Origin of the sequence: Rhizobium sp. PvP014 (assembly GCF_017876855.1) — a bacterium.
In the GTDB taxonomy this organism is placed as follows: domain Bacteria; phylum Pseudomonadota; class Alphaproteobacteria; order Rhizobiales; family Rhizobiaceae; genus Neorhizobium; species Neorhizobium soli.
Genome location: NZ_JAGIOT010000001.1, coordinates 379086 through 397052, shown reverse-complemented (window position 1 = coordinate 397052; position 17967 = coordinate 379086). Strand labels below are relative to the sequence as shown.

At 59.4% G+C, this 17967-nt stretch carries 29 protein-coding genes and 1 tRNA gene; 15 read left to right on the top strand and 15 right to left on the bottom strand.

The annotated features are described in order from the left end of the window. Positions 1-2: 2 nt before the first annotated feature. Positions 3-1232, top strand: coding sequence for a GNAT family N-acetyltransferase (locus tag J3A65_RS01870; protein WP_245341453.1), 1230 nt, complete (start codon positions 3-5; stop codon positions 1230-1232). A gap of 82 nt (positions 1233-1314) precedes the next feature. Next, positions 1315-1399: transfer RNA gene (locus tag J3A65_RS01865), tRNA-Leu, on the top strand. 91 nt (positions 1400-1490) lie between these two features. On the opposite strand, the gene J3A65_RS01860 is transcribed toward J3A65_RS01865, so the two are convergent. Genes J3A65_RS01860 through J3A65_RS01855 form a run of 3 tightly spaced genes read right to left on the bottom strand, consistent with a single transcriptional unit; the run spans position 1491 to position 3360 of the window. Then, the gene (locus J3A65_RS01860) at positions 1491-2585 is read right to left on the bottom strand and encodes a tyrosine-type recombinase/integrase (RefSeq protein ID WP_209898932.1); all 1095 of its coding nucleotides are present in this window, start codon (positions 2583-2585) and stop codon (positions 1491-1493) included. Further along, the gene (locus tag J3A65_RS23285) at positions 2585-2833 is read right to left on the bottom strand and encodes a hypothetical protein (RefSeq protein WP_113110265.1); all 249 of its coding nucleotides are present in this window, start codon (positions 2831-2833) and stop codon (positions 2585-2587) included. The genes J3A65_RS01860 and J3A65_RS23285 overlap by 1 nt, the downstream gene beginning before the upstream one ends. After that, positions 2830-3360: a hypothetical protein gene (locus J3A65_RS01855; protein ID WP_209898929.1), complete on the bottom strand. Its 531-nt coding sequence runs from the start codon at positions 3358-3360 to the stop codon at positions 2830-2832. Before J3A65_RS01855 ends, J3A65_RS23285 begins: the two co-directional genes overlap by 4 nt. Before the next feature lie 71 nt (positions 3361-3431). Between J3A65_RS01855 and J3A65_RS01850 the strand changes: the two genes are divergently transcribed. Then, a complete protein-coding gene (locus J3A65_RS01850; RefSeq protein WP_209898926.1) occupies positions 3432-4124 on the top strand; it encodes a hypothetical protein in 693 nt (230 codons plus the stop codon). An 11-nt stretch (positions 4125-4135) separates the two neighbouring features. On the opposite strand, the gene J3A65_RS01845 is transcribed toward J3A65_RS01850, so the two are convergent. The 11 genes from J3A65_RS01845 to J3A65_RS01795 form a co-directional block, all read right to left on the bottom strand. Beyond that, the gene (locus tag J3A65_RS01845) at positions 4136-4588 is read right to left on the bottom strand and encodes a hypothetical protein (RefSeq protein ID WP_209898922.1); all 453 of its coding nucleotides are present in this window, start codon (positions 4586-4588) and stop codon (positions 4136-4138) included. Beyond that, positions 4585-5238 carry an HNH endonuclease signature motif containing protein gene (locus J3A65_RS01840; RefSeq protein WP_209898919.1) on the bottom strand — a complete coding sequence of 218 codons (654 nt, stop codon included), beginning with the start codon at positions 5236-5238 and terminating at the stop codon, positions 4585-4587. The genes J3A65_RS01845 and J3A65_RS01840 overlap by 4 nt, the downstream gene beginning before the upstream one ends. Next, positions 5235-5513, bottom strand: coding sequence for a hypothetical protein (locus J3A65_RS01835; RefSeq protein WP_209898917.1), 279 nt, complete (start codon positions 5511-5513; stop codon positions 5235-5237). Before J3A65_RS01835 ends, J3A65_RS01840 begins: the two co-directional genes overlap by 4 nt. After that, complete coding sequence (locus tag J3A65_RS01830) at positions 5503-5838, bottom strand: hypothetical protein (protein ID WP_209898914.1); 336 nt, start codon at positions 5836-5838, stop codon at positions 5503-5505. Before J3A65_RS01830 ends, J3A65_RS01835 begins: the two co-directional genes overlap by 11 nt. After that, complete coding sequence (locus J3A65_RS01825) at positions 5831-6181, bottom strand: HNH endonuclease signature motif containing protein (protein WP_113110261.1); 351 nt, start codon at positions 6179-6181, stop codon at positions 5831-5833. Before J3A65_RS01825 ends, J3A65_RS01830 begins: the two co-directional genes overlap by 8 nt. After that, positions 6178-6693, bottom strand: a complete 516-nt coding sequence (locus J3A65_RS01820) for a hypothetical protein (protein WP_245341408.1) — start codon at positions 6691-6693, stop codon at positions 6178-6180. The genes J3A65_RS01825 and J3A65_RS01820 overlap by 4 nt, the downstream gene beginning before the upstream one ends. After that, positions 6690-6938: a hypothetical protein gene (locus tag J3A65_RS01815; protein WP_209898910.1), complete on the bottom strand. Its 249-nt coding sequence runs from the start codon at positions 6936-6938 to the stop codon at positions 6690-6692. The genes J3A65_RS01820 and J3A65_RS01815 overlap by 4 nt, the downstream gene beginning before the upstream one ends. 2 nt (positions 6939-6940) lie before the next feature. After that, complete coding sequence (locus tag J3A65_RS01810; protein ID WP_209898907.1) at positions 6941-7231, bottom strand: hypothetical protein; 291 nt, start codon at positions 7229-7231, stop codon at positions 6941-6943. Further along, positions 7228-7641, bottom strand: a complete 414-nt coding sequence (locus tag J3A65_RS01805; RefSeq protein WP_209898905.1) for a hypothetical protein — start codon at positions 7639-7641, stop codon at positions 7228-7230. The genes J3A65_RS01810 and J3A65_RS01805 overlap by 4 nt, the downstream gene beginning before the upstream one ends. A 74-nt stretch (positions 7642-7715) precedes the next feature. After that, positions 7716-7910 (bottom strand): hypothetical protein, encoded by a 195-nt coding sequence (locus J3A65_RS01800; RefSeq protein ID WP_209898901.1) that lies wholly within the window; start codon positions 7908-7910, stop codon positions 7716-7718. Positions 7911-8138: 228 nt separating this feature from the next. Further along, the gene (locus J3A65_RS01795; protein ID WP_209898899.1) at positions 8139-8786 is read right to left on the bottom strand and encodes a S24 family peptidase; all 648 of its coding nucleotides are present in this window, start codon (positions 8784-8786) and stop codon (positions 8139-8141) included. Positions 8787-9364: 578 nt separating this feature from the next. Between J3A65_RS01795 and J3A65_RS01790 the strand changes: the two genes are divergently transcribed. From J3A65_RS01790 to J3A65_RS01745, 10 genes are all read left to right on the top strand, one after another. Then, positions 9365-9814, top strand: a complete 450-nt coding sequence (locus J3A65_RS01790) for a hypothetical protein (protein ID WP_209898897.1) — start codon at positions 9365-9367, stop codon at positions 9812-9814. Then, complete coding sequence (locus J3A65_RS01785; RefSeq protein ID WP_209898894.1) at positions 9814-10026, top strand: hypothetical protein; 213 nt, start codon at positions 9814-9816, stop codon at positions 10024-10026. The genes J3A65_RS01790 and J3A65_RS01785 overlap by 1 nt, the downstream gene beginning before the upstream one ends. Further along, the gene (locus J3A65_RS01780; protein ID WP_209898891.1) at positions 10026-10355 is read left to right on the top strand and encodes a hypothetical protein; all 330 of its coding nucleotides are present in this window, start codon (positions 10026-10028) and stop codon (positions 10353-10355) included. The genes J3A65_RS01785 and J3A65_RS01780 overlap by 1 nt, the downstream gene beginning before the upstream one ends. Next, positions 10352-11806: a hypothetical protein gene (locus tag J3A65_RS01775; RefSeq protein ID WP_209898888.1), complete on the top strand. Its 1455-nt coding sequence runs from the start codon at positions 10352-10354 to the stop codon at positions 11804-11806. The genes J3A65_RS01780 and J3A65_RS01775 overlap by 4 nt, the downstream gene beginning before the upstream one ends. Further along, positions 11803-12120: a hypothetical protein gene (locus tag J3A65_RS01770; RefSeq protein ID WP_209898886.1), complete on the top strand. Its 318-nt coding sequence runs from the start codon at positions 11803-11805 to the stop codon at positions 12118-12120. Before J3A65_RS01775 ends, J3A65_RS01770 begins: the two co-directional genes overlap by 4 nt. After that, entirely contained in the window at positions 12117-12401 is a 285-nt protein-coding gene (locus J3A65_RS01765; RefSeq protein WP_209898883.1) for a hypothetical protein, read from the top strand. The genes J3A65_RS01770 and J3A65_RS01765 overlap by 4 nt, the downstream gene beginning before the upstream one ends. Continuing rightward, positions 12398-12685 carry a hypothetical protein gene (locus tag J3A65_RS01760; RefSeq protein ID WP_209898880.1) on the top strand — a complete coding sequence of 96 codons (288 nt, stop codon included), beginning with the start codon at positions 12398-12400 and terminating at the stop codon, positions 12683-12685. The genes J3A65_RS01765 and J3A65_RS01760 overlap by 4 nt, the downstream gene beginning before the upstream one ends. Then, positions 12682-13926, top strand: a complete 1245-nt coding sequence (locus tag J3A65_RS01755; RefSeq protein ID WP_209898877.1) for a helix-turn-helix domain-containing protein — start codon at positions 12682-12684, stop codon at positions 13924-13926. Before J3A65_RS01760 ends, J3A65_RS01755 begins: the two co-directional genes overlap by 4 nt. A gap of 94 nt (positions 13927-14020) precedes the next feature. After that, entirely contained in the window at positions 14021-14560 is a 540-nt protein-coding gene (locus J3A65_RS01750; protein WP_245341406.1) for a transcription termination/antitermination NusG family protein, read from the top strand. A gap of 247 nt (positions 14561-14807) precedes the next feature. Beyond that, entirely contained in the window at positions 14808-15137 is a 330-nt protein-coding gene (locus J3A65_RS01745; RefSeq protein ID WP_245341404.1) for an HNH endonuclease, read from the top strand. 172 nt (positions 15138-15309) lie between these two features. Here the strand turns inward: J3A65_RS01745 and J3A65_RS01740 are convergent, their stop codons facing one another. Next, positions 15310-15600 (bottom strand): hypothetical protein, encoded by a 291-nt coding sequence (locus J3A65_RS01740; RefSeq protein ID WP_209898868.1) that lies wholly within the window; start codon positions 15598-15600, stop codon positions 15310-15312. A 165-nt stretch (positions 15601-15765) separates the two neighbouring features. On the opposite strand from J3A65_RS01740, the gene J3A65_RS01735 reads away from it, so the two are divergent. Further along, complete coding sequence (locus J3A65_RS01735) at positions 15766-16260, top strand: AraC family transcriptional regulator (protein WP_209898865.1); 495 nt, start codon at positions 15766-15768, stop codon at positions 16258-16260. Further along, positions 16260-17963, top strand: a complete 1704-nt coding sequence (locus tag J3A65_RS01730; RefSeq protein WP_209898862.1) for a terminase large subunit — start codon at positions 16260-16262, stop codon at positions 17961-17963. The genes J3A65_RS01735 and J3A65_RS01730 overlap by 1 nt, the downstream gene beginning before the upstream one ends. The last annotated feature ends 4 nt before the right edge of the window (positions 17964-17967 follow it).

Genomic DNA, 17967 nt, shown 5'->3' with positions numbered 1-17967 from the left:
CAATGCCGAACGTCGCGTCGCGTCTTCGTGCAGACCGCCCGGATGCCGATACACGGGTAGAAATCGGCCGGCCCGGCCGCGAATTTTGCCTCTATCCGGCAGGTCTCGGTTACGATCTGCAGGAAGAACTCGAATTTTTGTCTCACCGCGCGATGGAGCCCAACATCTTCTTCTCGGCGCGGCTTCTTGCCCCCGCCATGCCGCGCATCGATGACCGCCAGGTGCGACTGGCGCTTATCCGTGACGAAGGCGAAAGCCATAGCCGCCTTCGCCTTCTGATGCCGTTTACCGTGGAGAAACCAGGCTTTGCCATGGGTGCTCCGATCATCCGCGTCTGGTCCAATCCGTTCGGTCCGCTCGGTACGCCACTGGTGGATTCCGAAGATGCGGCCGAAACCATCGACAACCTCCTGGAGGCCCTGACTGCCCGGGAAGCAAAACTTCCCTCCGTTCTCGTTCTGCCCGATGTGCGCTTAGGCGGCCGCTTTGCCCAGCTTGCGCGCGCCGTTGCCATCGGCCGCGACCTGCCCGTTGCCGTCACCGACAGCTTTCGCCGGCCGATGCTGGAAAGCCTTCAGGACGGCGAAACCTATATGAAGGCCTCCGTCTCGCCGCACCATTACCGCGAGATGCAGCGCCAGTGGCGAAAGCTCGGACAGCTGGGAAGGCTTGAATACGCCGTCGCCCGTCAGCCGGAAGAGGTGCGCCAGCGGATGGAGGAATTCCTGGCGCTTGAATCGACCGGCTGGAAAGGCCGCAAGCGTTCGGCCCTGATCAACGACCGTTACCGCGCAGCCTTTGCTCGCGAAGCGATCACCAATCTTGCCGAAGTGGACGCCGTGCGCATCCACACGATCAATCTCGACGGCCGCGCGATCGCCTCGATCGTGATCTTCTTGATGGCCGGCGAGGCCTATACCTGGAAGACCGCCTATGACGAGAGCCTCAGCCGCTATTCGCCCGGCAAGCTGTTGGTCATGAAGCTGACCGACTGGCACCTTGATGATGCCAACATCCTGCGCACCGACAGCTGCGCCGTGCCCGACCATCCGATCATGAGCAGGCTATGGGAAGAGCGCGAGGAAATGGGAACGCTGGTGATCGGCCTTGCCCGCAACAGCGACCGCGACGTGAGACAGGTGGCGACACAGCTTCACCTCTACCGCAACACCCGCAACATGGCGCGTCTGCTGCGCGAAAAGATCCTGGCGATTGCGGGACGCAATGCCTGACATCGCGGTTTGCAGCGATCCGAATAGTTCTTCTTGCATCCGCCGCCGAGGCCATGTTAGAGGCCTTCACCATACCCTCCGTGCCCCATTGGCGGAACTGGTAGACGCGCTCGACTCAAAATCGAGTTCCGAAAGGAGTGCTGGTTCGATTCCGGCATGGGGCACCACGCACTTTTTTGACCATTGTTTTTACAGTGAAATTTGGTCCTAAACGTCCAGAAAACTTAAACTACCTGAAAAAGCTGGACACTTTTGTTCTTATTTTCCCCCTTTGCTCCTTTCATCGATGTCGTCGAACAGGCTGATCGCGCTCTCCGCCAGTAGCTTCTGATTTGCCGCCTTCGTGTATCGAGAGACCTCTTTCGAGGTGGTATGACCGGTCACCGACATGATCTGTTTTTCGGTGGCGCCTCTCTCAGCTAGCCTCGCCGATGCAGATTTTCTCAGTCCGTGCGCGCTGCAATGTGGAAGGCCCGCATCATTGCACTGCTTGCGAAACCAATTGCCGAACCCTGCGGCGGTGAAGCCCTTGTTGAATTCAGTCACGAGGAACGTGAGATCGCCGACCGGCGATGCATCAATGATCTTCTGCAGCTTCGGATGTACCGGGATCTCCAACGTGATCGGCTTCTTGTTCCGGCCTTTGAACTGCGTGAATTTGAGACTGCCGCTGCTGACATGCTGTCGCCCAAACAGGATGATGTCGCTACGGCGCTGGCCGGTGTAAAGCATCAGCGCCAATGCGAGCCGAGGCTTCGTCCCGATCTTGTGCTTCTCCTCAAACTTCGCAATCTCGTCTTCGGTCCAGGAATGATAACCGTCGCCCTGTTGAGCGAAGAAGGACACGTCCCTGGCAGGGTTCGTCAGCATCAGTTCGACGTCGCTTTTGCACGCCCATGCGAATATCGCACGCAGCGCCTTAATCCGACTGTTCGCCGCCTGAGGTTTCTCCGCCTTGCGGTCCCTTAGAACGCGGACAGCTTTCGCCGTGATGGCAGCGATCGGCATGTCTTCGAATAGCCGGCTGCTGTCCTTCTTCAGTGGTTCGGCCCACATGTGCTCGATGATCAGTTTGCGGACGTGGCGGGTTCTCTGGTCCAAGCGCCTGTATTCGGCCGACTGGAAGTATTGCTCGCAGAGCCAACGAAGAGAGTTCTTCGTGGATAGTTTTGGCCCCCTCGCCTCTTCGGCGATAGTGCCGTTCATAGCGGTATAGTAAGCCTCGTTGAACTCGTCGCTGCCCGGTACGCCTGGTAGCCGGATCTTCTTCTGGCCGCGCTTTCGGAAATAGAAGCGCAGCACGCCATCCGTGCGATCCTCAATCACATACTTCTTTGCGAACTTCTTCGGCATCACACTTCCACTGACCAGTCGTCTGCGTCGTCAGGATCGCCACCGGGCAGACGCGTAAATGCCCGGTCAAGCGCCACGCGGTCCCATATCGTACGGGCGTTCGCTCTCTTTGGCTTAGGCATTCTGCCATCACCAACCATTTCATCAAATAGGCTGGAAGAAACCCCAATGTAAGCGGCTGCCTGCTCACGTGCCAAACCGCGAGGAGGAAGTGAGATTGGCAGAACCTCTACGCGCTGCGCTCTCATCTTTCCTCACCTTCATCATCTCTGGCGAGCGTCGTTGACGGCTCGTCCGAAGCAGTCCATGAGGTACGTGCTTCAAGTTGTGAGAGACGAGAAGTGGTCGGCAGGCTTGCTTCCTTCAACAGTAGCGAGCCTGCCTCCTGGTTCTCGGGTGATGGGCTTTGACCAAGAGCAACGCGATACCGATCCCGCATTTCACGCGACATCATCTCGATATCGAGTTTTATGCTTTTGCCTATGGCGGCTTCCAAGCGTTCGCTCATTCCCGGCTCTTTCGTTTCGGGTGATGGGTTGCGGACGACGCGGCGGAAGTGGTGAGCGTAAGCGCCTACAGCCTTCCAGTACGCTGCCATGGGCCCCTTATTCTTCACCCAGGACTGTTGTGCTCTCGTCCTGGCATCAATGACCAAGTCGCCAAGAATATCGGCAACAATGGCGCGTGTTTCAGGCGAAAGCTCGTCTAGGCGCTTTACGGCAGGCAGAGACAGGACGGGATTGCGAACCTCGCGGCGATTGCTGCGGTCGGTCATGCTCCACCGCCTTGCAAACTCAGCGCGGACTGATCTAGCGTGTCAACGAGATCGGCCTGGAGAAGCAAACCATGAAAATCGACGATGATATGGGCTACTGGATGGGCTGGATCACAGCTGTTGCCGTCGCTGTCTTCTCTATCGCAGCTTTGGGCGTCTTTATGTTCCTGAGGCAAGAATTCTGTACCGGCGCTGAAGACGAACAGTGCGTTCGGGAGTGGACGGCTGCATTGGGAGGGTGGGCGGCTGTTCCCGCCGCGGCCGTAACCGTCATTTTCTTGTCGCGACAGATTGCGTCGGCAGATGCGCACCATCGCGAGAATGCCCGACTGGCAAAGCAACCACTGCATGGGCTTATACGGAGGGCCTTCGACCTGAGTGCAGAGCTCGCCGGACAGTGCGCAGCTGTTTCGGACCTTGCCGATCTGGAGGATCGGCATGAAGCTCTGCAGCGTGCGGTGATGAGTTTTAGGACAATCAAGCAGCTTCTTGAGCGTGGGACATTTCAAGCTCTTGAGAACAACTACGGCTTGATTGCGAGATTTTCTGCAGATTTCCGGCTTAGAGGTGTTGAGGACGTAATCATTCGGCTGGAAAGTTTGACTGGGAAGCCTGTCGATAGATACCCCGCTGAAAGTTGGAAGGCCCTCTATAGTGCGGCGATAGGCTCCGCCCCTGTTGGTGTCCGTGAGTTCGCCGAACAAGTACGGGACCGATGTACCGAGCTGATAATGGAAGAAGACATCGAATTTCGTGGCAAGTAAACACATCCCGCTCATCCTGCCGTGCCCTCCGTGTTGGCGAGGGCCGCACGGCCGGCGTCCGTCAGGCTGTACATCATGCCTCCTAGCTCGATGCCGCGTTCCGCCGCAAAGTGGTTTTCAAGCGCTTCCTTGGTGACCGGGACAAGCTCGATGAAGCCTGCCGCCTCCATGCGGTCGGCGAATATGTCACTGCCTGGGAACGCATCTGCATCGCAGAAGCTTGACCAGTGCTGACGCAACAGCTCGGCGCGCCGCGCGATTATCTCCGGAAGGTCAGACCGCCACGTCGCAGCCTGTTCGGGTTTCATGCCCTGCTGGGTCGCTTCAATCAGCCGATCCATGCTCTTCGGATCGAGGTAGTGGCAGCCTTCCATGGCCCACGAGAACGCGTTCTCGATCAGTTTGTGAATGAAGTCATTGCCCACCAAATGCGTCTCGGGTGCTGGGGTCTTGGTGTTGGTCATGCTGATTTCCTCCTGCGCACCTGCGTCACCGCATGTTTCAGCTTGGCGACGGCCATCATGGTCGGTTTGATTTCGGGCGAGGCCTGGTCGTAGTTCATGCCAAAGCGGCCGGTCAGCCGTGGCAAGACTTCACGCGGGATCAACTCCCAGTTCGAAGGGTCGCAGTTCGTCCTGTCTTCGCCTGTGCACTTGAGCACAAAGCCGTCCGGTATCGGGCCGTGCGCTTTTTCCCAGAGCCAGCGGTGCTTATGAACAGGCCTGGTCGCAGCGCCGGTCCACGGGTTCACCTCATCAACGATAATGATGACGTAACCGTCCTTGCTGTCGACCCGCTCATGACCGGCGCCCTTGAAGGTATGCGGGACCTGTCCGTGTCGGAACTGGGTGCGCTGCGCGTTCGGGTGACGACCGCCCTTGCCGGGTTCGCACGGCACGCCCTTATTGAACGGGGTGCCGCCTTTGGCGAAATGACCTGTGCGGCCTGTTTTCCAGCCCTTCCTCTTGCGCAACGCATGGAGGTTTCCCGCTGAGACGTCGTGGCGCGAGAACTGCTGGCAGAAAGCCGCGTGATACTCGGTGATCGGCAGGAGGCGGTTGGCCTCAAGCCATCCCATCTCAGCGGCACTATACTGGATCCGCGTGCCCTTCATTTTTCGCTCCCATCAGTGAGCGCCTTGCCTTCGATGGTTTCCGGCGGACGGAAGATCGTAGGCAACATCGGCTTGAACCTGTCGCCGTGGTTGGCAACCAGAGTCGCGGCCTTGAGGGAAAGCTCCGAGTTCCTGATCAGCTGCTCGCTAACGGCGACGATAGCGTCCGTGCGCTTCACCTCGTTCTCGATCTGCTCGGTCGTGAGGCTTTCTTCGCTCAAGCGCTCAAGCTGAGAGAACAGGTGATTATTGAGGTCGATAAGCCTATTCTTCATGGTCTGTCTCCGTGGCTGGAGCCGTATCGAAGCCGGCACCTTGTCCGCTCTCGTCGATCGCATACGGCGTGAATACTTGGCCGTGCGCAGCGGCTTCGGAAGGCAGCGAGTGCTTCGGTGCGGGTGCAGGCTGCTCCATGACCTCGCTGTAGAGGTAGGTGTCGACCTTTCCGTCCGGCAGCTCGTCTCCTGTTTCGAGATCGACGACCGGCGAACCTTCCAGGCATTCCGCATGGCAGGTGCCTTCGGTGATGTCGTCGGCGCAAACATCGTCCGCTTTGAAGGGCACGGCGCAAATCGGGCAGCGGTGGATATCGTCAGTCATGGCTCTGAACCTCTTGGCAGACGAGAGCAGCCCTGCGCGCTTCCCATTGGCGCAGGATGTTTCGTTTGCGGGTGACGAGTTGAAGGTGATCCTGCTCGGGCCGCACGCAGAGACGGTTTCGGCAGTAGTGGTCGATCTCTTTCTTTCCAGGGATGTAGCCGTGCTCGTTGGTCCACATGACCAAGTGCACGGCGACCGTCTGCCCGCCTAAAGACATGCGAGGATATCCGGCGCCTCGACCTTCCTTGCCTGATGTCGGGCCAGTCCAAGTCCAGCAGCCGGTGCGATCGTCGATCTGAACACGGGCCATGACCTTCTCGCGGATCTGATCTCTTCGGCTCATGCTGATTCCTTCCATTCGCGGAAGCGTCCGAGTAGGACGTCCCAGCGCTTGGCGGCGGCAGGGTGCGTGTTGAGTTCAGATCGGGACTCGATTGCCAAGACCTTGCGGACACCGGTAGCGAAGCGCTCGCGGTCGTCGGACGGGATGCCGTGCTTTTGCAGCATGAATTGCTTGAACTGCGTGTCCTCGCAGATCCTGCCGCATTCCTTCGCCAAGTCCGGTCGCGGCTGCTCCTGAAGCTTCTGCAGCTCGCGGATCTTTCTGAACGCGTCTGCCAGCATGCGGAGCAGGAACAGAATGTCTCCGTGTGCGTGCAGGAGAAAGTTGCGGTCCTGATACCCGCACTCTTCCGTCAGCGTCACAAGGGCGAGCGCGGGCTGGCTTGGTAGCAAGCGAGCTGTCAGCTGCTCGCCATGAACGGCGCTGTCGATCGCTCTCCAGTCGGTGCTTGCCTCGCCGTGGCGCGCGCGGATGGTGTCGAGCCGTTCTTTGTTCTGGGAGCTGCCCATCATGTCAAACTCCGGCCGGCCGGTTCGAAATCGAAGCCTGCAAGATCGTTGACCGCCGTCGCGACCAGCGCAGCGATCATCTGCACCTTCCGGTCGTCGCGCATGCCGTTGCTGTCGACGGTCAGCACGTCGGCGCCTTCATCGTCGAGGATCACGCCGACGTCCTCGTCGGAGAGGCGCAAGGGAAGCTTGACGCCCTGATCCGCAAAAGCGGCGCGAACTGCATTGGCGGCTGGAAGATCTGCCACGTTCAGGCCTCCCGCTGCGCTAGGCGCGAAAGCAGAAGATCGCGCAGCGGGCGGTCTGCCTGGAGGCATCCACTAAGGGTCAGCGCATGAAAGAGCGCGGCCTCAAGCGAACGCGTGCCTTCGACGATGGATGCCTCGTCGCTCGCGCGGTCGGACAGCATTCTGAACCTGCCTGCGGCATCGTTCAGATTGGCTGCGACTGCGCCGAGCTCGCGCTGAAAGAAGGAGGCCGGACGGGTCTCGACGGCGCGCGGGGCGGGGCGGACTGGCAGGCGTAGGATGGTCGCGCTCATACCGCCTCCCGCGCATAACGTGTTTCAAACTCCCCGACGCGCTGGCCGGCTAGTCCAGCAGCGGCGCACATGCCGATGATCGAGATCACGACGGCGAAAGCGATGGTGAAGCGCGATGGGAGGTATTCGAGGCGGGCGCGTCCCGATCCGGTGATAGCGATCGTCGAAGGACGAACACCCGGATCATCGACAATGAAAGGTGCGTTACGCCGTTCGGCTGCATGGCGGCGGACGATTTCCGCTTCCACTTCCAACCGCATCTCTATCACGATTTCAGCCGATATGCCCCAACGTTCATTGCTGGCGATTTCAGCTGTCCAGAATGCGAGTTCTTCGTTCAGCTGCAGCATCGTCATCTGTGACAATGGCAGTGTAGTAGGCATTTGCTGAGGGTTTTTGACGGCTGACATTGTGGCCTCCGATCCGTTTCGGATGCCGTCTGCGCGGCTCACGCCGGGGGTACGCAGACGGGCACCGAAGCGGATCAGGCGGCAACGCGCTCGTTGCAGAGCTGAGCGTAGATCTCGGCAGCTTTGAGGATATTAGATTCGGAAAGCTGGTCGTCGGTGTAGCCGAGCGCCTTGAACTCGGAACGCGTCAGCGCGTAACCGCGTTCGCGCTGGATCTGTGCCAGTTCGAGCGGAATGTTACGGGCTTTGACGGGGTTGTAGGGCTTCATGCAGATCTCCATCCGTTAGACCGGGATAGCTGATGCGCAGCATGGGCTAGTGCGCATCAGCTTGCCGGAGGGCAATCCAAACACATGCCGTTTGGATGGAGAGTAGGTACAATATGCACCTAATAGGATCAAGCGAAATATAGGTGCCGTTTGCACCTACGCGGTTAAGGCTCTGAATCTAGGTGCGTAATTCACCTTTTACGAAGTGTGATTCGTGCCGGCGAGCGTTTACATTTCAATTATCGACCGTCGAACGCGGCCTATGACGGTGACCGAACCTTCCATCTTTGGTGGTGGAATTTCTTTATAGGACGCCGGCTGGAACGGCGGATCATCGTCAGGGCGATACCGTTTGTAAGTAGCTGCGCCTGTCTCATCGGAAACAACGTAGCAGGCATTTGGAGCTAGTCGTCTATCCTTCCGGTTGACGAAAATGATTGAGTTGGGTGGCGATATTTTGTTCATTGAATCGCCCTCGACCCGCAATGCAATCCAATCGCCGTCTGGCAAGTCCAATGCTGATATGGTTGGCGACTCGCCAAAGGTTATCATTCCGGGCTGCTCGCTAAGTTCGCCTGCGCTCACCCATGAGATTAGCGGAACGTCAGTCGCGATGACCGGTTCGAGGTCGACATCACCTGGCTCGCCAATGCCCATGAATAACCACTGAGCAGAGACCTTGAATGCTTTCGCGTACTTGCGTGCATCGACTAGGCCGAAGCTGCTCTTGGCTTGCTCATGGCTTTTGTATGTGTTTTCGTTCCAGCCAAGCAAATTCGACAGTTTTCGATAGCCGCCCAGCTTGGATAACAGGCGCGCCTCCTTAAGGCGTGCGGCGCGGTTCTCTCGTTCAAGTCGTTCGTTCGCATTCTTCATGGTGCGAGATGTACCCAAAATCTGGGGTGAAAATCACATCCATTGCTCATTGACAAAGTTAGGTGCATGTTGCACCTATTGCGGCCATGACACACGCGGACCTCATCAGCCTTTGGCCCACGCTTAGTGATTTCGCAGCGGACATAGGAGCCGCTTACGAGAGCGCGAAGGCTATGCGCCGCCGTAACTCGATCCCTTCTGGTTACTGGAAGTATATGGTCGACGCTGCTCGTGAGAGACGGATTGAGGGTGTCACTTATGATTGCTTGGCCAACGCCGCTGCGATCTGCAGGGAGGCTGCTGAATGATGGGCCTCTTCTACGATGTTCCCCCTGGTGGCGGCTGTTCCTCCCCGCCCGCCACCAAACACCGCTCGGCGCAGGTATTGCGTTCACGCCGCGCGGCAACTCGGCCGGAGCAGACCCTGTCTGGCGGACCGTTCCGGCCGATTTCTTTTCTTGAGCTTCGCGCATGTGGTCCCCCGTGATCTGATGTCGCGACCGTAGCGGGCGACCTCGCCAGTTTCACGGAATCCTTTCCGATCCTGTTTTTCCTTGACCTCACCCAGGGCTGTTTTCGTGCGCACTATTTCCGACCTTCATGCATCTACCATCAAAGCCGCAACGGCTGCAGCCTATGAGGCCATGGGCGGTGTCAGTCGCGCTGCCGAGGCTCTTGGCGTCGGCTCGTCGACGCTCACCAAGTACGCGTCGACCGGCGCTGAGTGGGGGCAGAACTTCATTCGCTTTGACCTCGCAGCCGAGCTGGATCGCCGCACCGGCCACCCCTTCCTGCTTTCGGCACTTTCGCGGATCGTCTCGCAGGAGCAACCGACCAGTTTCGGGGCTGTGACAGCGGCTGCCATCCTTCGGCTCGACGGCGTGCTCGACGACGTAGTGCGCACCGTGGCTCTCGCGATCGAGGACGACCACATCGACGCCGCCGAGCGGCAGGCCATTCGCCAGCGGATCGTTGCTGCGAAGCAGTACCTGGCGCGCCTCGATGCCATGATGGTTGGAGGGTGCTGATGCCAAGCGAAGAGGAAATGCGCAAAACCTTTATGCAGGCGACAATCGAAAGTCTGCCTTTCGATGATCCCATGAAGGTCACGACTTTGATGCTCACGACGTCGGCTGTCGTCGTCGCATCCTGCGGTTTTGATGACGACCAAGCTATGCGCGGGTTTGCGGCTGCGTTGCAAGAGTGCCGGGCACGCGGTGTCGGTGAGGAGCACCACTGATGGCGCGGGCTCCTCAACGCCAGGTCGGGATCACGCTTTCTATTCCAGAGCGCGCGAAAGTGACGCTCGATCGTCAGGCCAAGGAACGTGGCGTTGGCTCGTCGATCTGGGCTGGTCAGGTGTTCGACCTCGGCTTTGCGGCAGTGTGCGCGCGCGAAAAGGATATGCCGATCACCGACGCGGATCTTGACGCGATCGTCGGCGCCACGCTGCTCCTCTGGGAGCGCGGTGAACGGGATAGCGCATCTATTTCCAAGGGGCTTGGTGTCTCGGAGGCAACTGTCTCCCGCATTCTCGATGGCTGGCGTAGCTATCGGAGGGCGTCATGAGCGCCATCGTCATTCACGACGCTTCGGAACTCGTGACGTCGATAGAGACCGCGCGCGCGTTGCTGGATGCCGGCGATGTCGAGCGCGCGCTCAAGCTTTCGTCCGTGGCCTATGATCAAGCGAAGGCTGTCGCCGGTTCTGCCGAACGTGTGAAGACCTCGCGGGACCTGGTCGACAAGGCGCGGCGGATGCAAGCGGAAGCGCTGAAGATCGAAAGCCTCTGCTATGTGGCCATGGCGGACGCCGTCGACGATGCGCAAGCGAAGGGGCAAATCGCCCGTCCGGGTCGGCCATTAAATATTCCCGACGAGAATATTTTCACTCTCCAAGACGTGGGCTTGGATGCAAAGCATCTCCATGAGGCGCGCAAGCTACGTGACCACGTGCGCGACGAGCCTGACTTCGTGGATCGCGTCATCGAGGTGCGGATGTCCGAAGGGCTGGAGCCGAGCCGCGCGGCACTGAAGAAGGCGGCGCGGCACGCGACGGGCACCAAGACGGCAACCAAGGAAGAACGCGGCCACGATCTCTACGAGACGCCGAGCGAAGCAATGCGGACGCTGCTGGCGCTGGAAAGCTTCACCCTGAACGTGGTGGAACCTAGCGTAGGCAAAGGTGCGATCCTGCGTCCGCTGGAGTCTGCGGGCTACGAGGTGACCATATCCGACCTCGTCGATCGCGGCGTCACGACGCAGCATGGCGAGTGCCAGGGCGTCGGCGACTTCCTTATTTCCGTTGGTCAAGATGGCGGCTGCGACATCGTCACCAACCCGCCCTATGGCGTGGCGAATGCGTATGTCGCGCATGCTTTGCGCGCTCACAAGCCGCCCAAGATGGCGATGCTGCTGAACCTCAACTTCCTTTGTGGTTTCGATGATCCTGACAGGTGCTTCGTGATGGACGAATGCCCGCCATCGCGGGTTTACGTCTTCACCCGGCGATTGCCGATGATGCATCGCGACGGCTGGGAAGGCGACAAGGCCAGCTCTCAGATGAATACGGCCTGGTTCATATGGGAGCGGAACGACGACGGCAGCTATGGCGTCGGTCATCCGCAGCTTATCCGCGTCGACTGGAAAGCCTACGAGACGGCTGACCCACTGACGCCTGGTGCCGGTGGGTTTGTTTCCCCGCTGCTGTTCGATGTTCCGGATGACGAGTTCACCCGCACCACGCCACGCAAGACGCTGGAAGAACGCTGCGATGAAGAGACGGCACGTGCGCTGGTGTGGGTGGCAGAGAACCCGGGCTTTGACGCGGCACGGCTGCGGCGCGGCATTGGTGTTCGGCCATCGCTTTCCGACGCGCTGATTGCGGATCTCGCTGCGAAGGGTCTGATCTGGGCCGGCCACGGTGATGACGGGTGGCAGATCTCTCCAAGTGGCATGGCTGCGCTCAATGCCACGGCTGCGGTGCTGCTCGGCGCGACACTCGACGAGGTGGCGGCGTGAACCCTGACTTCTCACCCGCCATGCTGCGCGGCTTCGTGAACGCACGCATCCAGATGGCCGGGTATCGCGTGGCATTTCCGGACGAACGCAAGAGCGCTCGCCGCAAGGCGCTGAGCTTCGACAAGGCCTGCGCCGCTGAGCGCGCTCACCTCATTCGCCGTGCGGACATCACGCCGGAGCAGCTGGATCTGGTTCTGTCCGGTCGCCGCATTTCGCCGGCGCCGCGCGAGCGGCTTTGGAAGGCGCTGAACGCGGACCCCGGTCGGTTCGGCATCCGCCTCGTCGGCATGACAGAACAGGAGATAATTCGATGATCCCCGAAATCGATCGCGATCGTTTGGCGATGGACACACGCGACTGGCTGAAGTCGACAGGCCTCTCGACGCGCAACGCCTCATCTGCGCATGAAGGACTGAACCCGGCGATGATCTCGCGCGCGTGCAGCTGTCAGGTTTTGTCGGCAGCAAGCCACCTCGCGTTATGCACGGCGATGGGTGTCGATCCTTCCGACTATCTCGTCTTCCGTGATCGAAGCCAGCGGAATCAGGCTGTTACAGCATATGCGCAACGTGAAACACCGAGGGCGGTCCCGTGAATCCCATCCTCGATATTCTGGCGGGACTGCAAAACGACCGGGCGCGGGCTGTATGGCTTTCGACCATTCCGCTCGGCGTCATCCAGCGCGACCACGCCGACATTGCGGCTGTGCTGGGAACTGCCGGCTTCTCAGGCGGGCTCGCCTATCTCGCGGCGCTCGTCGCTCACGTCAATTCGGTGCGGCTGGAGGACGGGTCGATCCCGATCGAGACGCGCCAGATCACGGATCATGCCCGCAAACTGATGTGGGGCGCCGTGAAGCAGGGGGAAATGGTGGAATGACATCTGAGCCCCGTCTCTCGATCATACCGGGATGGATCGTTACGGACCCGCGCTTGAAGGGCAAGGATCTGCAGGTGATCTGCATGCTGGGCCGGAACGCCAACACCCGCCACGGCTGGTGCCGGCGAAGCCAGGTGAAGCTTGCGGAGGCACTGTCGTGCTCGCGCTCGACTGTGCAGGCGGCGATTGATCGTCTCGTGGAAATTGGTGCGCTGGAGCGCCGCAAGGTGGAAAGCGCGAGCGGTCGCGACAGCGCTCATTGGTATCGCGTCATCTACGATTCAGCCGTCGATAGCTCTGCATTTGACGCATGGGACGCCGACGACAAAGAGGAATTTGATCCTAATCCGGCGGCTGCAGCTGGTGCACCCCCTGCCGGTATACCGGCACCCCCTGCCGGTCCAGAGTCGGCACCCCCTGCCGGTTCTGGACCGGCACCTATTAACGCCTCTACCTTAACGCCTCCTGCAAAACGAGAAGAGAGAGAGCGCGCGAGCGAAGACGATGAAGGGGAAGAAAATCCCAAAGCGCTGGAACGGCGTTTTCGGAAATGGTGGTCATCGTGGCCGACATACGCCATCGACGCAGAGATGCCGACACGGCGTGCTTGGCAGGATATGGCGCCGGAGCAGCGTAAAGCCTGTGAGGAACGGACCCCGGATTATCTCGCTGCGGCAAAAGCCAGCGGTCGCAAGTTCTCGAAGGCTGCGGCGACCTATCTCTCGGAACGGGCTTGGGAGCGTCTAGACGACAGGCCTGCAGCTGCGGCGACACCTGAGAGGCACAATCCATATTCGCGCGCCTGGAGTGCGCTGCGGCTTGCGGAGCTATCCAAGCCGCCTGTGCATCTGACGCTGACACCGCTGGAAGCGCAGATCATCGACACGAAGCCTGAAAAGGAAGCGGTGATCTGGCGCGACAAGCGGGAAAAGTTCGGCTGGCCAGAGGCGGTGAAGCTGAACGAAGGCGCTCGTGAGCGTCGGCCTGTCTTCGTTCATCCGCGCATCGTCTCGATCTCGTCGAGCTTCGACAAGGTCGAGGTCGGCGGCAATATCTGGGACGCTTGGAAGCGGCTTCATGCTGATCGTTGCTGGCCGTGGTTGCCAGAGCCGAACGGGCTGCCGTTCGTGCAGTTCCCTGCATTGCCGGATGGCATCGAAGATCCTGATGAGGCGGTGGCTGCTGCCCTTCGCGAGTTCCAGAAGAAGCTGATCGAGAGGCGGGACGATGATGCAGCATAAAACGGTGATCGGATCGCCAATCGCAAACCAAGGCAGAGAGCGCTTCGAAGACAGAATGCGCCGAATCGCAGCTAGAAACCTGAAGGAAGCTTCCATGCAAATCACTGAGCAAAATCCTGATTCGGCCCGCTGGTACTGCCTACACGTGATGAAGGGGCATGAGTTCGCTGTGGAAAAAGAGCTGCAGGCGGCGGATGTTGAGGCTTACGTACCACGCGAAAAGGCATTGCAGGTTCGTCATGGGCGTAAGATTGAAGTCGAAAAGCCATACCTCGGAGGCTATCTGCTCGTCCGATGCGTCCCTTCATCAGCCGCCTTTCACGGGCTGCGGAGGCAACCATTTGTAATCGATATGGTCGGCGGGGTTAATGGCAACTACTACGTCATAACAGATGCAGAAGTAGCTGTATTCAAAGCTCTATTCCATGCGATCGACGTCTCAAGAATGCCTACGAATAAGTCCTTTGAAGATGGAGACAAAGCCGAGGTTACAATCGGCCCTTTTACTGGATTCGGCTGCTTGGTGACAAAGGTAGCGTGGTGCAGAGAAGCTTGGGCGTCTGTCGTGATCGAGGTGTCAGGAAGGGTGTTTCCAATCTCGCGAATCCCTCTTGCGTTCCTAAAGAAGCTGTGAGAGTCATTCATCCACTGGACGAGCAGGAAGTGCACACCCTCAGATGCCGGGACGTTGATCCCGCCAAAGCAGAGTTAGATCTGCAGGGAACAGTGTCTCTTGCCCCAGCCCTACAAGCCCCAAGATTGAGGCGCCGATTCAGGGCAAGTGCTACTGCTATGACTAGACGACGAGGCGGCCGGAAGGTCGCCTTTTGTCGTCTTAGAGTATGCCTCGTCTCAAGTCCCTTCCACCTCGACTGACCTCGATGCCGCCCCGACTAGGGCGTGCGCCTGGTGATGAGAAGGCTCGACTGAGAGAGCGTGAGATCAACACCCCGAACCGCAAATGGTATCACAGCGAACGTTGGAAGCAGCTGCGCCGGGATGTCTTGAAGCGGGACGACTACACCTGCCAGCAGACCGGGGCGGTCTGCCTCGGCAAGCATCCCGCGCCAAACAGTCCGGTGGTCGACCACGTCAAGCCGCATCGCTGGGACGAGCAGTTGTTCTGGGACATCGACAACCTGCAGACCGTGACCAAAGCCTACCACGACAGCGAGAAGCAAAAGCAGGAGCGGGCGCAGCCCGGATGGTGAGACAATGATACGTGCACCCAAGCCCGAGCAGCTTCAGAAGCTCATGACCATTCCAGCTAACAAGATATTCGCTGTCATCGTCGCAGTGTATGGCGAGAAGCTGGCCAACGAACTGGCTGAAGAGCTATTGAACGGCGAGGATCTACCCACCGTTCAATGGCCTCGGTTCTAGCTATTTACCGAACTTCTCCTGAAGCTTCCTTACAAGCCCAGGTATGCGTGCCGTTGCCAAGGTATCCCAGTAACCATCAGCGGCCATAGCCGATGGTGCTTCCGTGCTAGGCGGTAGAGATCTCTGCCTGGTATCGTAGTCACGCATCACATTCGTCTTGAAGAAGCTCTTTGCTTCTGGGCTCTCGGGATCGAGTTCGACCCCTGCTTCTTTGGATGCGATGTAGATCATCAATCCGTTGATCTGCGCCTCAAGCTCAAAGATCTTGTTCGCCATCTCTTGGTTGTTCATACGTTCCTCCCTTGGTTGCAGGGCCATACGATCAGAGATGGCCCGACCTGTCGAGAACGATCGCTGCATCGGTCGATACCATCGACCGGGAGGGGGGGGGGGCGAAAGTCTGGAACCCCTCCGCCTCCTGCACCCGCGTCCCCCTCACGTAGAGATTTTTTTCGGATGAGCGAGATATTTGACCTCTTCGGCCACCCTGTTCCGGACTGGAAGGGGAAGCGAGGTCGCCCGCCTTATGAGGCGACCGAGAAAGACCGAAACAAAATCAAGCTCTTGCTGGCGCTTGGCTGGTCTATCGATCGGATGGCAAACGGGATTGGCATCTCTCCAGCCACGCTGAAGAGGTATTTTAGAGCCGAGCTGAAGCAGCGTGATGCCATGCGGGACAGGCTCGACGCTCGGCGGTTCGAGATCGCGATGGAGCAGTCGAACGCCGGTAACGTCACCGCGCTAAAGGAACTCGGCAAGATGCTCGACAGCAACGATCGCATGGGCATGGACAGCCGGTTGCGCGATGCCCAGCAGAAGCGAGCCGTGGCGAAGGATGACACCGCGCCGCAGGGCAAAAAGGAAGTCGCCAAGGCGGCTGCAAAGACTGCCGGCGAAGACAGCCAGTGGGGCAGTGACCTGCTTCCGGGCATGGCAGGGAAACCGAACTGATGGACACGGCATGGATGCCGGCCGCCGCCTGGTCGACTGCTGTCCTGGACTGGAAAGAACGCATCCGGCTTCAGCATTCGTTAATCCCGGATCTTCCGCTCTTCGACAAGGTCGCGGAAAAGGCGCTCCGGATCTTCAAGCGCCTGCGCGTTCCGGATGTCATTGGCAATCCGACCTATGGCGAAGCCTGCGACGACTGGGTATTCGATATCGTCCGGGTCATCTTCGGGAGTTATGATCCGGACCTGAAGCGGCGCATGCTGCGCGAGTTCTTCTTGCTCGTGCCCAAGAAGAACGGGAAGTCGTCGATCGCCGCCGCCATCATGGTGACGGCCGCCATCCTGAATGAGAGACCTGAAGCCGAGCTGTTGCTGATCGCTCCGACGAAGACGATTGCCGGCATCTCATTCAAGCAGGCTGCCGGCATCGTTCGCCTGGATGCAGAGCTTTCCAAGCTCTTCCACATCCAAGACCACCTGAAGATGATCACCCACCTCAACACGCTGGCGGTGATCATCGTAAAGGCCGCTGCAGCTGACGTGATCACCGGTTCTAAGGCGACCTACATCCTGATCGACGAGACGCATGTCTTTGCCACCATGGCGAAAGCGGCCGACATCTTCGTCGAGATCAGGGGCTCTCTTGCAGCGCGTCCGGACGGGTTCCTGGCGCAGATCACAACACAGTCGAAAACGCCGCCGACGGGCGTCTTCAAGGCTGAACTGAAAAAAGCGCGCGACGTTCGGGACGGCCTTTTCGCATTCCCGATGTTGGCCGTTCTCTACGAGCTGCCGCCAGAGGACGCCGTCGATGGCGGATGGATGCGCCGCGAGCGGTGGGGCTTGGTCAATCCAAACCTCAATCGCTCTGTCGACGAAGATTACCTTGCTGGCGAGATCGCGACCGCTATGCGCGAGGGGCCGGAGAAGCTGGCACTGATCGCGTCGCAGCACTTCAACGTCGAGATCGGCCTCGGGCTGCACGCCGATCGATGGGCCGGCGCTGACTACTGGCTCGCCGCCGCTGTCCCAGGCATGACGCTCGACCGCCTTCTTGCCGACTGCGATGTCGCAGTGGTCGGTGTTGACGGTGGCGGTCTCGATGACTTGATGGCGATTGCTGTCATTGGCCGGCACAAGGAAAGCCGCAACTGGCTGCACTGGGGTCGAGCATGGGCGCATGAAGACGTGTTCCAGCGCCGTCAGGAAATCGCGCCTCGCCTTCGCCAGTTCGAAGATGAAGGCGACCTAGTCGTCTGCAAGGAAGTCGACGACGATGTGAAGGAAATCGCAGACATCTGCGAACGCATTCACGCTTCCGGACTTCTGCCAGAGCGTGCCGGGATCGGCCTGGACTCCTACGGGATCGCAACCCTGCTTGATGTGCTGGCAGAACGTGGTCTTGAGGGGGACCTCACTCTTGCCGTTGGCCAAGGTTGGATGCTTCAGTCGGCAATCACGACACTGCCGCGCAAGCTCAAAGATCGGACGATGGTTCACTGCGGACAGCCGCTCATGGCCTGGGCTGCGGGTAACGCGAAGACGGAGCTTCGGGGCTCTAACTATCTCGTCACCAAACAGGCCGCAGGCGCCTCGAAGATCGACCCGCTCATGGCGCTCTTCAATGCCGCCATGCTGATGTTTCTCAACCCGGAAGCCTCCGGCCGCTCTGTCTATGAGACGCGCGGAATAAGGATGATCTGAGCCG

Coding starts and splice junctions, on each gene's coding strand:
- J3A65_RS01870 (WP_245341453.1), top strand. CDS start 3: ATGCCGAACGTCGCGTCGCGTCTTCGTGCAGACCGCCCGGATGCCGAT.
- J3A65_RS01860 (WP_209898932.1), bottom strand. CDS start 2,585: ATGCCGAAGAAGTTCGCAAAGAAGTATGTGATTGAGGATCGCACGGAT.
- J3A65_RS23285 (WP_113110265.1), bottom strand. CDS start 2,833: ATGAGAGCGCAGCGCGTAGAGGTTCTGCCAATCTCACTTCCTCCTCGC.
- J3A65_RS01855 (WP_209898929.1), bottom strand. CDS start 3,360: ATGACCGACCGCAGCAATCGCCGCGAGGTTCGCAATCCCGTCCTGTCT.
- J3A65_RS01850 (WP_209898926.1), top strand. CDS start 3,432: ATGAAAATCGACGATGATATGGGCTACTGGATGGGCTGGATCACAGCT.
- J3A65_RS01845 (WP_209898922.1), bottom strand. CDS start 4,588: ATGACCAACACCAAGACCCCAGCACCCGAGACGCATTTGGTGGGCAAT.
- J3A65_RS01840 (WP_209898919.1), bottom strand. CDS start 5,238: ATGAAGGGCACGCGGATCCAGTATAGTGCCGCTGAGATGGGATGGCTT.
- J3A65_RS01835 (WP_209898917.1), bottom strand. CDS start 5,513: ATGAAGAATAGGCTTATCGACCTCAATAATCACCTGTTCTCTCAGCTT.
- J3A65_RS01830 (WP_209898914.1), bottom strand. CDS start 5,838: ATGACTGACGATATCCACCGCTGCCCGATTTGCGCCGTGCCCTTCAAA.
- J3A65_RS01825 (WP_113110261.1), bottom strand. CDS start 6,181: ATGAGCCGAAGAGATCAGATCCGCGAGAAGGTCATGGCCCGTGTTCAG.
- J3A65_RS01820 (WP_245341408.1), bottom strand. CDS start 6,693: ATGATGGGCAGCTCCCAGAACAAAGAACGGCTCGACACCATCCGCGCG.
- J3A65_RS01810 (WP_209898907.1), bottom strand. CDS start 7,231: ATGAGCGCGACCATCCTACGCCTGCCAGTCCGCCCCGCCCCGCGCGCC.
- J3A65_RS01805 (WP_209898905.1), bottom strand. CDS start 7,641: ATGTCAGCCGTCAAAAACCCTCAGCAAATGCCTACTACACTGCCATTG.
- J3A65_RS01800 (WP_209898901.1), bottom strand. CDS start 7,910: ATGAAGCCCTACAACCCCGTCAAAGCCCGTAACATTCCGCTCGAACTG.
- J3A65_RS01795 (WP_209898899.1), bottom strand. CDS start 8,786: ATGAAGAATGCGAACGAACGACTTGAACGAGAGAACCGCGCCGCACGC.
- J3A65_RS01785 (WP_209898894.1), top strand. CDS start 9,814: ATGCCAAGCGAAGAGGAAATGCGCAAAACCTTTATGCAGGCGACAATC.
- J3A65_RS01780 (WP_209898891.1), top strand. CDS start 10,026: ATGGCGCGGGCTCCTCAACGCCAGGTCGGGATCACGCTTTCTATTCCA.
- J3A65_RS01775 (WP_209898888.1), top strand. CDS start 10,352: ATGAGCGCCATCGTCATTCACGACGCTTCGGAACTCGTGACGTCGATA.
- J3A65_RS01765 (WP_209898883.1), top strand. CDS start 12,117: ATGATCCCCGAAATCGATCGCGATCGTTTGGCGATGGACACACGCGAC.
- J3A65_RS01755 (WP_209898877.1), top strand. CDS start 12,682: ATGACATCTGAGCCCCGTCTCTCGATCATACCGGGATGGATCGTTACG.
- J3A65_RS01750 (WP_245341406.1), top strand. CDS start 14,021: ATGCAAATCACTGAGCAAAATCCTGATTCGGCCCGCTGGTACTGCCTA.
- J3A65_RS01745 (WP_245341404.1), top strand. CDS start 14,808: ATGCCGCCCCGACTAGGGCGTGCGCCTGGTGATGAGAAGGCTCGACTG.
- J3A65_RS01740 (WP_209898868.1), bottom strand. CDS start 15,600: ATGAACAACCAAGAGATGGCGAACAAGATCTTTGAGCTTGAGGCGCAG.
- J3A65_RS01735 (WP_209898865.1), top strand. CDS start 15,766: ATGAGCGAGATATTTGACCTCTTCGGCCACCCTGTTCCGGACTGGAAG.
- J3A65_RS01730 (WP_209898862.1), top strand. CDS start 16,260: ATGGACACGGCATGGATGCCGGCCGCCGCCTGGTCGACTGCTGTCCTG.